Origin of the sequence: Asanoa sp. NPDC049573 (genome assembly GCF_040676615.1) — a bacterium.
In the GTDB taxonomy this organism is placed as follows: Bacteria; Actinomycetota; Actinomycetes; order Mycobacteriales; family Micromonosporaceae; genus Asanoa.
Genome location: NZ_JBFAPI010000052.1, coordinates 1 through 1,122, shown reverse-complemented (window position 1 = coordinate 1,122; position 1,122 = coordinate 1). Strand labels below are relative to the sequence as shown.

General features: G+C 68.8%; 1 protein-coding gene. It reads right to left on the bottom strand.

Annotated elements, in window-relative coordinates; genetic code table 11:
* The gene (locus tag AB0J74_RS38875; protein ID WP_363458318.1) at positions 1-999 is read right to left on the bottom strand and encodes an IS481 family transposase; all 999 of its coding nucleotides are present in this window, start codon (positions 997-999) and stop codon (positions 1-3) included.
* Between the last annotated feature and the right edge of the window lie 123 nt (positions 1,000-1,122).

The following is a 1,122-nucleotide window of genomic DNA, read 5'->3' as shown; positions in this document are numbered from 1 at the left end:
CTAGGTGTACTGCCCAGGGACGTTGGTCAACCTGGTGATGGGTGGCCGGCCGCCGACGGCGGTGTGGGGCCGGTGGTGATTGTAGTGATGGAGCCAGGCGGGTAGGGCTTGGCGGCGGGCGTGCTCGGAGCGGTAGAAGCGGGCGATGGCCCAGCCGTTGGTCATGGTCCGGTGGAACCGTTCGACCTTGCCGTTGGTTTGTGGGCGGTAGGGGCGGGTCTTGCGGGGGCGGATGCTCAGCTGGTTGCAGGCGTCGTGCCAGGCGTGGGATTTGTAGGCCGAGCCGTTGTCCGACAGGACCCGCTCGACGGTGACGCCGCGGGCGGCGAACCAGGTGACCGCGTTGCGGAGCACGTCGATGGCGGTGGCGGCTGTCTCGTCGTCGCGGATCTCGGCGTAGGCGACCCGGGAGTGGTCATCGATGACGGTATGAACGAACGCCGTCCCGACGCGTGGTTCCCACTTGGCGTTGCGGACGCCGGTGCGCCGGGCGGTCGCTTCCCGGTTCCGGTCGCCCCGGCGGCGGCCGACAAAGCGCCAGCCACCACCGTCGGGGACGTTGCCGTATTTTTTGACATCCACGTGGAGCATCGCTCCGGGATGGTCGTGTTCGTAGCGGCGGACCGGTTCCCCGGTGACCCGGTCGATATGCGAGAGCCGGTTGATCCGGCATCGGACCAGAACGGCGTGCACGCTGGAGGCCGCCATCGCCAGCCGCCCCGCGATCTGGACCGGCCCCAACCGCTGCTTGAGCCGCAGATGCACAATCTTGCGGACCACCGGCTGGGGTGTGCGGGTCGGGCTGTGGTGCGGCCGGGACGACCGGTCCGCCATCCCCGCCTCACCCTCGCGCGCGTACCGGTCAGCCCACCGCTTCGCCGTCGGCCAGGACACGTCATAGCGTTCGGCCGCGCGGGCCACCGGCCAGCCCTCATCCACGATCAGACGCGCCAGACGCAGACGTGCGCGCGGGGTCAAAGCAGCGTTAGCGTGGGACACGAAGGCCTCCTGTTGGCGGAGCGGTTTCTAGACAGCTCCACTCCACAACCGGAGGCCTTCACCCGTCCAGCAACGTCACACTCCGACGTCACACAACCTCGACCAACCTGCCTGGGCAGTACA